A 9,407-nucleotide genomic window follows, 5' to 3' on the forward strand; every position below is an offset into this window, starting at 1 on the left:
CTCAGCGGCTCGCGGCCGATGCCGGTTCGGTGGCCGCGGGCAGCTCGAACGAGAAGGTCTGCTCGAACACATGCTCACCCGGCTCGCAGCGGGCGCTGCGCAGCGACTCGGACACGGCCTGCACGAGCGCGCGTTGCGAGCGCCGGTCGATGCCGGCGGTCAGCGGGCGGACCTCGATGGCCACGACGCGGCCGTCCTGGGCCTTCGCCTTCGCGGCATAGCTGGCCTTGCCGCGCCAGTCGACGGCGGGGATTTGCGGGGCCGGCCCGCTGCACACCGTGCTGGGCGCGGTGGCCGGCGGAAGGTCGGCCGGGGCCCGCTGGGCCAGCGCCGGCGCGGCGGCCAGCAGCAGACCCAGGGGCAGGAGCGCGAGGCGCATCGTCGTCATCGGGCAGTTCCGTGGAAAGGGTGCCGGAATATAACGACACACCTGCACGGCGCCATCAGCCCTGCGTCGGCCGGAACACCCGCACGCGGTGGCCATCGGGGTCGGCCGTCACGGCCGTGTAGCCGAAGTCCATCGTCGTGGGCGCCTGCAGCACGGGCCAGCCGGCCGTCTTCCACGCGGCGCAGGCGGCCTGCACCTCGGTGTCGGTGGCCACGGTGATGCCGATCTCCGCGCCGCCGCCGCGCTGGCCGCTGGCGGGCTGCACGTCGTGCGCGGCCCACAGGCCCAGCATGGTGCGGTCGTTCAGCATGAACATCGCGAAGTTGGGGCTCTGCTCCACGGGCTCGCGGCCCAGCAGCGAGCGGTAGAACAGCACGCTCTCGGCGGGGCTGTGCACGTAGAGGATGAGGCAGTCGGGTTGCATGGCGGTCTCCCTGTGTGGTGGACCGCCATGCTCGGCGCGGGCGCTGACATGGCGTGTCAGCAGCCCGCGCGCGGCCTCAAGGCTTGACGGTCGTGAACTCGCCGAAGCCCTTCAACTGCTCGGCGATCTTGGCCGAGTCGCCCACCACCACCCAGCTCTGCTCGGCCGGGTTGAAGTACTTCCTGCCAACGGCCTGCACCTGCGCCGCCGTCACCTTCTGCAGCGCCGGCACGAAGTTGCCGAGGAACTCGGCGGGCAGGCCCACCAGCCAGTTGCCGGCGAGCTGGCGGCCCACCGAGCCCTGCAGCTGCGTGCTGACGAGGTAGCTGCCGGCCATGTAGCGCTTGTTCATCGCCAGCTCGGCGTCGGGCACCGGCTCGCTGCCCAGGCGCTCGTACTCCTTGACGTACTCCGTCATCGCGGCGGCCGTCACCTCGTTGCGCACGTCGGCGCCGCCGGTGATGGCGCCGCCGGCGCGCCAGGACACGCCGCCCGCGCGGGCGCCGTAGGTGTAGCCCTTCTCCTCGCGCAGGTTCTGGTTCAGGCGGCTGGAGAAGCCGGTGCCGATGACGGTGCTGGCCAGCCGCAGCGCCACCTGCTCGTCGCCGCTGGCGGCGATGCCGGGGCGGCCCAGGCGCAGCGTGGCCTGCACGCTGCCCGGGCGCTCCAGCAGCAGGCGCTGCGCCGGCGCGGTGGCGCGCGGTTGCGGCGGCTCGGGCAGCGCGTCGCCGCTGGCCTGCCAGTCGCCGAAGCTGGCCTGCGCGAGCTTCAGCGCCGCGGCGGCGTCGATGCGGCCGGTGATGACCAGCAGCGCCCGGTCCGGGCGGAAGCGCCGCGCATGCTCGGCACGCAGGCCGTCGGCCGTCACGGCGTTGATCGCGTCGGCGGTCTCCTGCGTGCGGCCGTAGGCGTGGTCGCCGTAGATGGCGCCGTCCAGTGCCTTGGCGGCGCGGAAGCCCGGCTGCGTGCTGGCCGCCTTCAGGCCCTGCAGCGCGTTGGTCTTGGCCAGCTGCACCTCGGCATCGGGGAAGGCCGGCTGGCGGGCCACGTCGGCCAGCAGCTGCAGCATGGCGCCGGCGTGCGAGGCCAGCGCGTTGCCGTAGACGCTGATGCCGTCGTTGGCCGCACCGGCGCCCAGCGAGCCGCCCATGGCCTGCGCGGCCTCGGCGATCTCCTTGGACGACCGCTTCTTCGTGCCTTCGGACAGCAGGCCCGCCAGCAGCTTGGCGCGGCCGGGCGCGTCGGCCGCGTCGGCGCCGAAGCCGGCACCGCGCACGGCCAGCACGTAGTCCACGCGCGGGATGCCGCTGCGCGGCACCACCCACACCTGCAGCCCGTTGGGCAGCGTCTTCTGCGTGATGTTGGGCACGGCCAGCGGCTTGTCCTTGCCGAACGGCGGCAGCTCGGCGGGCAGGGTGACGGTGGCGGCCTGGGCGGCGCTGGCGAGCACGCAGGCGGCGGCGATGAGGGAGAGCTTGTTCATGTCGGCGGCTCCGGGCATCAGGGTTGCGAGGCCGGCTTGGCGGCGGCGGGCGCGGCCAGCATGGCGGCGGGCTTGCGGTCGATGACCGAGCGGTTGGCGCGGGTCAGGTAGGTGGCGGCGACGCGCTGCACGTCGGCCGAGGTCACGGCCTCGATCCAGCCGGGCACCTTGTTGACGACGTTCGCGTCGCCCCACAGCGCCTGCAGCTTGGCCAGCCGGTCGGCACGGCGCAGGAACATCTCCAGGTCGTTGTACCAGTCGGCCAGCAGCGCGGTCTTGAGGTTCTTCAGCGTCGTGTCGTCCACGCCGTCCTTGGCGATGCGCGTCACCTCCTCGTCGATGCCGGCCAGCAGCGCGTCGGCGTCGGTCGTCGGCTTGTAGAGCGCGAACACGGTGAAGAGGCTGGGGCCGTCGTACTCCCACACGCCGGTGAGGCCGTACAGCGAGCTGACGTTCAGCGCCAGCTCGCGGCCCTTGACGAGGCCCTGGTACAGCCGCGACGCGTCGCCGCCGGCCAGCAGCTGGCCCAGCACGGCGAAGGGCGCCTGGTCTTTGCTGCCGCGGTCCGGCAGCTTCCAGGCCGCGGCGATGGCGGGCACCTGGGCCAGCTTGTCGGGCTGGGTCAGGCGGCGTTCCTGGGTGTTCAGGCCCTCGCGGAAGTCGGTGGGCTTGGGCGTTGGGCGGGCCGGGATCTTGCCGAAGTACTTCTCGGCCAGCGCGAAGCCCTGGGCCGGCGTCACGTCGCCGGCGATGGACAGCACGGCGTTGTTGGGGCCGTAGAAGTCGCGGTGGAAGGCGCGCACGTCGTCCAGCGTCGCGTTCTCCAGGTCCACGAAGCTGCCGTAGCCGTCGTGGTTGTTCTCCCACTTGTCGAAGGCGAGGTAGCCGATGTCCAGCCACATGAAGCCGCCGTAGGGCTGGTTCTGCACGTTGACGCGGATCTCCTCCTTCACGACGTCCTGCTGGTTCTTCAGCGTCGTCGGGTTGAAGTCCAGCGTCGTCATGCGGTCGGCCTCCAGCCACAGCATGGTCGCCAGCGCGGAGGACGGCGCCGTCTCGATGTAGTTGGTGAAGTCGGGCCGCGTGGAGCCGTTGTTGTTGCCGCCGCCGGACGTGATGACCTGGTCGAACACGCCCTTGGGCGCCTTGGGCGTGCCCTGGAACATCAGGTGCTCGAACAGGTGCGCGAAGCCGGTGCGGTTCTTCGGCTCCAGCCGCATGCCGACCTTGTAGACGACGCTGACGCCCACGGTGGGGCTGCTCGCGTCGGGCGAGATGACGACGGTCAGGCCGTTGGCCAGCTGCTTCGTGTGGACGGGGATCTGCCAGCGGTCGGCGGCCGGCGCGGCGGCGGCGGGGCTGAGGGCAAGCGCGAGCGTGGCGGCGCTGATGGCGCCCAGCACCGCGCGGCGGGTGGTGGTCAACATGGGATCTCCTGTGAGGAACGGCGCGCAGTGTCCGCCGTTTTTCGCAGGGTGCCGCATGGCACACCGGGTTACCCCGGCATGCCCGCCGCCGCCGGTGGGCGTGCCTACTTGCCGATGACCTTCTCGGCCGGGCAGGCCACGGTCGGGTCGGGGCACTTGGGCTTCTTGGGGCTGATCTGCTGGCCGCTGGTGCTCTTGCTGTCACCCACGCCGCTGTTGGAGCCGCCGGTCTTGGGCGCGCCGCCGGTGTTGCCGGCGCCGCCGGTGGCCGTGGCGCTGGCGGCTGGGGTGGCCTTGGCCGCCGGGGTGGTGGCAGCCTTCGGGGCGGCGTCGCCGGCCTGGGCGGCCAGGCTGGTGCCCAGCAGCACGGCCAGTGCCAGGGAGTTGAAGCAGCGCATGGGAGTCCTTTCAATAGCGCATCAGCGCGAGGAGGGCGGCCCGGGATGGGCGCGCGGAAGCGGACAGGGCCTGCAGCTCGGCGCGCACGCGGGCCGCATCGGCGCGGGTGTCCAGCGCCTGGCTGTAGCGTGCCAGCGCGGCCTGGGCGCGGCGCTGGGCCGCGGGCTCGGCGGCCCACGCGGCCGCGGCGGCCAGCGCCTGCGCACGCAGGCGGTCGGGGTGCGCGGGCGGCAGGCCCAGGTCGGCGGCCGCCTCGGCTTCGGCCAGCTTGCGCCGCGCGTCGTCCAGCCGGCCCAGTTCCAGCAGTGCCAGGCCCTGCAGCGCCAGGCCCTGCCAGTGGTCTGCCGGGTCCGCGCCACCGGCGGCCTCGGCGGCGTCCAGCCTGTCCAGCGCAGGCTGCGCACGGCCGTGGCGCAGCTCGGCCTCACCTTGCAGCAATTGCGCCCGCCAGGCGGACGAGCCACCCGGGTGCGCCGAGAAGTAGGCCCAGGCCGCGCGCAGCGGTGCCTCGGCGGCGGCGGGCTGGCCGCCGCGCAGCGCCAGCCGCGCCAGCGTCAGCGCCAGCAGCGGGGGCGTGTCGGGGTCGGGCGCGGCGTGCGCGTCGGCCAGCGCGCGCCGGGACTGGGCCAGTGCGGCCTCCGTCTCACCGTGGTGGAACAGCGCAGACGCCCACCAGGCGCGGGCATACAGCGTCTGCGTGTGCGTGGCGCCCAGCAGCCGCTGCAGCGCCGCGACGGCGTCGGCCAGCAGCGGTGCGGCCGTGGCGTAGCGGCCCAGCTCCACCTCCAGCGTGGCGGCCGACAGACGGGCGACGGCGGCATCGACGGGCCGGGCCGACGCGGTCGCCGCGGCGACGGCGGCGAACCACTGGCGCGCCTCGTCCCATTTGCCCTCGGCGCGGGCGACGGTGGCCAGCAGGTCGGCCGCCTTCACATAGCTGCGGTGCTGGGCGGAATGCCGCGCCAGCGCTTTCTCGGCGCTCTGCGTCAGCTGCGCGCGGGCCTCGGCGAGCTGGCCGGCCTCCAGCGCCAGCTCGCCGAGGGCGACGCGCGCGAACAGCTCGATGTCGTCGCTGCCCGACGCCGCCAGCCCGCGCAGCAGCGCCTGCGCCTGCAGTGGTTCGCCCAGCCGCTGCAGCACGGTGGCCAGCTCGAAGTCCACCTCGCGCTGCTCGGGCGTGTGGCCGCGGCCGTCGCGCAGCGCCTGGGCGCGGCTGAGCTGCAGCGCGTCGCGCGCCTGCGCCAGGTCGCCGTTCTGCACCAGCAGCAGGCCCAGCGGCCGGGCCACGTCGGCCAGCAGCGCGGGGTCGTCGGCCAGGCGCGCCTTCGCCTCGGCCCAGCTGCGGCGCAGCAGCTCGATCATGGGCACGGTGGCGCTGCCGGACGTGTCGGGGCTCAGCCCCGTCAGCAGCTCGGTCAGCACGCTCTGCACGCGGCGCGTGCGCTCGGCTTCCTGCCGCGCCTGCTGCCACTGCCAGGTGGTGGCGGCCACGCCGGCGACGAGGCTGGCCAGTACCAGGCCCAGCGCCGCCAGTTGCAGCCGGTTGCGGCGCGCGAACCTGGCGCTGCGGTAGGCCAGCGAGTCCGGGCGCGCGGCGATGGGCCGGTGTGCCAGCCAGGCGCGCACGTCGTCGGCCAGCGCACCGGCGCCGGCGTAGCGGTCCTCGGGGCGCTCCTTCAGCGCCCGCGCGGCGATGAGCGCCGCCTCGCCGCGCAGCGCGGGCGTGGGCTGGCGCTGCCCGGTCAGCAGCAGGCACAGCAGCCGGCCCAGCGCGAATACGTCGGTGGCGGTGCTGACGGGCTCGCCGCGCAGCTGCTCGGGCGCCGCGTACTCGGGCGTCAGGCCGGCCGCGGCCTGGCGCGTCAGCTCGGGCCCGGTGTCGTCGTCGGCCAGCAGCTTGGCGACGCCGAAGTCCAGCAGCTTCACGTCGCCGTCGGGCGTCACGAGGATGTTGCCGGGCTTGAGGTCGCGGTGCACCACCAGCCGCGTGTGCGCGTGGGCCACGGCGTCGCACACTTGCAGGAACAGCCGCAGCCGCGCCGCCTCGCCCAGCCCGCGCGCGTCGCACCAGGCGTCGATGCGCTCGCCGTCCACCAGCTCCAGCACCAGGTAGCGCGCCGGCAGGCCGCCCAGCTGCGCCTCGCCGATGTCCAGCAGCCGCGCGATGTGCGGGTGCGCCAGCCGGGCCAGCAGCTCGCCCTCGCGGCGAAAGCGCGCCCGTGCCGCCTCGCCGCGCCACGGGCTGTGCAGCAGCTTGATGGCGGCCTCGCCGGCGTGCGCACCGTCGCTGCGCCGCGCGCGCCACACCTCGCCCATGCCGCCGCTGCCCAGCGGCGCCACCAGCGTCCACGCGCCCAGCACCTGGCCGGCCAGCTCGGGGGCAGCGGGCAGTTGCGCGGGCTCGGCGAGAAAGTCCTGCGCCTCGGCGGCATGGTCGGCGTTGAGCAGGGCCTGCAGCCGCTCGCGCTGGGCGGGTGTCAGCCGCGTCAGCAGCGCCTCGCGCTCGGGCGCCGTCGCGTCGTGCCACGCGTCGAAGGCGGCCAGCGCGCCGGCGTGGTCGGTCGTGTTCATGGGGCAAGTGTTCGATGCGGGCCGGGCGCTGGGCCGCTCCCGAGCCGGCCCGTCGGGCGACGTGCTTGCGGCTCGACGCCGCAGGCGTCGTCATCCCCTCGGGGGATCGGCTGGGCGTGCCTGCGTTCAGCAGGGCGAGACCGGACGAGGGGCCTCATGTCAACGCGTCGAAGAGGAAGGCCCGCGCCTTGCGCCAGTCGCGCTTGACGGTGGGCAGCGAGACGTCCAGTGCCTGCGCGATCTCCTCCATCTCCAGCCCGCCGAAGAAGCGCATCTCCACGACGCGGTGCGCGCGCTCGTCGGCGCGCGCCAGCGTCTGCAGCACGTCGTCGAGCTTCAGCACGTCGGGGGAGCTCAGCTGCTCCAGCGCGGTGGTGGACAGCGTCACCTGCGCGCCGCCGCCGCGCTTGTCGGCGTGGCGCTCGCGCAGGTGGTCCACGATGACGCTGCGCATGACCTTGCTGGCATGCGCGAAGAACTGGCCGCGGTGCTGCGCCGCTTCCTGCCCCGCGCTCTTCAGCCACACCTCGTGGATCAGCGCGGCGGGCTCCAGCGTCATCGGCGCGTGGCCGGCCAGCTGGCTGCGCGCCAGGCGCTTGAGCTCCGGGTACAGCGCCGTGTAGAGGCGGTCGCGCGCGGCGGCGTCGCCGGCCGAGAGCTGGTGCAGCAGCAGCGTGATGTCGGAGGCCATGTCGCAGGCATGCTGGCACCGGGGCGCGGCGCTGTCCCTCCCCAGGATGTGACCGGCAGATGCCGGATGATGGCGCGATGAACCGAGTGCTTTTCTCGCTGGGCCTGGCCCTGCTCGCGCCACTGGCCCACGCGGCCGCCGCCGACCGCTGGGTGCAGGCCACCCGCCTCATGCTGCGCGCCGAGGCGTCGCCCACGGCCGCCATCGTCGGCAGTCTGCAGCAGGGCAGCCGCGTGCGGCTGGTGACACCCGACGTCGGCGGTGGCGACTGGTGCATGGTGGAGGTCAGCAGCGGCCTGGTGTTCGCGGCCTGCCGCTACCTGAGTGAGCAACCGGTGGCGCCGCCGCGCGCCGGCGAGGGCGGTGTGCCGGCCGACCGGCGCTGGGTGGGCGGCAGCAATCTGCTGCTGCGCGCCGAGCCGCGGCCCGACGCGGCCGTGCTGGGCCGGCTGGCGCTGAACACGGCGCTGCGCCTGACGGGCGACAACGCCGGCAACGGCTACTGCGCCGTGCAGAGGGTCGACGGCGACACGACGCCGGGCTACACCGCCTGCCGGTATCTGCAGACGTCGCCGCTGGCCTGGCAGCGCATCAGCGAGCCGGCGCAGGGCGGCGCCGACAACCCCGACTTCGACCCCGCGCGGGCGTTCTGGATTGCGCCGAGCTGGGAGCTGATGGCGCACTACGCGCGCCGGGTTGCGCAGCAGCGCGAGGCGCAGGGCGACGCCGCACCCAAGGGCGCGGACGAGCAGCTGGAGCGCATGAAGGCGACGCTGTCCGGGCAGGTCGTCCCCACCGCGGAGCCGGCGGCGGTCTGGCCCGAGTGGGCGACGGTGCAGCGGGAGGGGGGCGGCATGTCCGGCACGCTGCAGCTGTACGGCTCGCGGTTCGATGGCGATGGCCAGCGGCGCGTGGCGGGCCTGCTGGGCGCGTTGCCGGCGCTGCCGGCGGCGGCGCCGTCGTGGTGGCGCAGCGATGCCGACCTGGCCGGTCCGCAGGAATCCGTGCCCTCGCTGGCGGCCCGCTTCGGCGGCCAGGTGCAGTGGCTGCACGAGTCGCTGCAGCCGGGGTCGCCCAACCGCGGCAGCGTGCTGCCCGGCGGGCGCATCGAGCGGCTGACGCAGCCGCTGCACCGCATCGCCCTGCTGTCCAGCCAGGCGCTGCGCGACGAGACCGTGCGCCCGCAGTTCGCCAACCTGTCGTGGGACCCGACGACCGACGTCATGTGCGAAGGCTGGGTGGGCGGGTTCAGCAGCGGCGAGACCGACGCGGCGACGTACCGCCGCAACGGGCTGACGCGGCCGGCCACGCCCGGGCCGATGACGCTGTTCACGTTCTGGAGTTCGCGCCCGCTGCCGGCCGGCCCGGCGCGCTGGACGCGCCAGGCCTTCAAGCTGGACCGCGACGCCACCGGCTTCGTCTCGGGCGAGTGGCGCACGGTGGACATGGATGGCGACGGCATCGCCGACCTGGCCTGGCTGCAGGCCACCGGCCGCGGCCCGGGCCACCTGGGCGACGAGCCCCAGCACGACGACGCCTGGTACCGCCTGCTGGTGGCCAACGTGGCCGGCCGGTGGCGGCTGCTGGCGGTGGACACGTTCTCGTACGGCTGCGGCTGCTGAGGCCGACAATCACGCTCTTTGACCCGATCCGTTTCCGTCATGTCCGAAGCCACCCGCCCCGAACTGCCCGACCACCTCAGCGTCGACCCGCGCAGCCCCCACCACGTTGCCGCCGTGTTCGAGCACGACATCGGCATCCGCTTCAACGGCAAGGAGCGCAACGACGTCGAGGAATACTGCATCAGCGAAGGCTGGGTCAAGGTGCCGGCCGGCAAGACGCTGGACCGCAAGGGCCGGCCGCTGTGCATCAAGCTCAAGGGCTCTGTCGAAGCGTTCTATCGTTGACCCCTCGCCCAGGCTCGCCCGCGCTGAACGCGCGTGAGCCTGGTCGGTCCCCCGAGGGGACGGCGATGCTCGCGGGGCGTGCCCCGCTCGCACATCGCCAGACGGGCCGGCTTGGGA

Annotated in this window: 9 protein-coding genes; 2 read left to right on the forward strand and 7 right to left on the reverse strand. The window is 74.2% G+C overall.

What is annotated here, in order from left to right:
• Nucleotide 1 precedes the first annotated feature (1 nt).
• The 7 genes from AC1Q7O_RS10405 to AC1Q7O_RS10435 form a co-directional block, all read right to left on the reverse strand.
• Nucleotides 2-379, reverse strand: coding sequence for a hypothetical protein (locus tag AC1Q7O_RS10405; RefSeq protein WP_492661500.1), 378 nt, complete (start codon nucleotides 377-379; stop codon nucleotides 2-4).
• Nucleotides 380-443: 64 nt separating this feature from the next.
• Nucleotides 444-812 (reverse strand): VOC family protein, encoded by a 369-nt coding sequence (locus AC1Q7O_RS10410; RefSeq protein ID WP_492661499.1) that lies wholly within the window; start codon nucleotides 810-812, stop codon nucleotides 444-446.
• A 76-nt stretch (nucleotides 813-888) separates the two neighbouring features.
• Nucleotides 889-2,295 (reverse strand): M16 family metallopeptidase, encoded by a 1,407-nt coding sequence (locus AC1Q7O_RS10415; RefSeq protein ID WP_492661498.1) that lies wholly within the window; start codon nucleotides 2,293-2,295, stop codon nucleotides 889-891.
• 17 nt (nucleotides 2,296-2,312) lie between these two features.
• The gene (locus AC1Q7O_RS10420) at nucleotides 2,313-3,722 is read right to left on the reverse strand and encodes a M16 family metallopeptidase (RefSeq protein WP_492661497.1); all 1,410 of its coding nucleotides are present in this window, start codon (nucleotides 3,720-3,722) and stop codon (nucleotides 2,313-2,315) included.
• A gap of 104 nt (nucleotides 3,723-3,826) precedes the next feature.
• A complete protein-coding gene (locus AC1Q7O_RS10425) occupies nucleotides 3,827-4,120 on the reverse strand; it encodes a hypothetical protein (protein ID WP_492661496.1) in 294 nt (97 codons plus the stop codon).
• Between the two features lie 10 nt (nucleotides 4,121-4,130).
• Entirely contained in the window at nucleotides 4,131-6,692 is a 2,562-nt protein-coding gene (locus AC1Q7O_RS10430; RefSeq protein WP_492661495.1) for a serine/threonine-protein kinase, read from the reverse strand.
• Between the two features lie 154 nt (nucleotides 6,693-6,846).
• Nucleotides 6,847-7,383 carry an ECF-type sigma factor gene (locus AC1Q7O_RS10435; protein WP_492661494.1) on the reverse strand — a complete coding sequence of 179 codons (537 nt, stop codon included), beginning with the start codon at nucleotides 7,381-7,383 and terminating at the stop codon, nucleotides 6,847-6,849.
• Between the two features lie 77 nt (nucleotides 7,384-7,460).
• Here AC1Q7O_RS10435 and AC1Q7O_RS10440 point away from each other — a divergent pair, with 77 nt between their 5' ends.
• Together AC1Q7O_RS10440 and AC1Q7O_RS10445 are read left to right on the forward strand one after the other, a co-directional pair.
• Nucleotides 7,461-9,005, forward strand: coding sequence for an SH3 domain-containing protein (locus AC1Q7O_RS10440; RefSeq protein ID WP_492661493.1), 1,545 nt, complete (start codon nucleotides 7,461-7,463; stop codon nucleotides 9,003-9,005).
• 39 nt (nucleotides 9,006-9,044) lie between these two features.
• Nucleotides 9,045-9,290 carry a DUF3297 family protein gene (locus AC1Q7O_RS10445; RefSeq protein ID WP_492661492.1) on the forward strand — a complete coding sequence of 82 codons (246 nt, stop codon included), beginning with the start codon at nucleotides 9,045-9,047 and terminating at the stop codon, nucleotides 9,288-9,290.
• Nucleotides 9,291-9,407 lie beyond the last annotated feature (117 nt).

The organism is Roseateles sp. GW823-FHT07B05, from assembly GCF_058794515.1.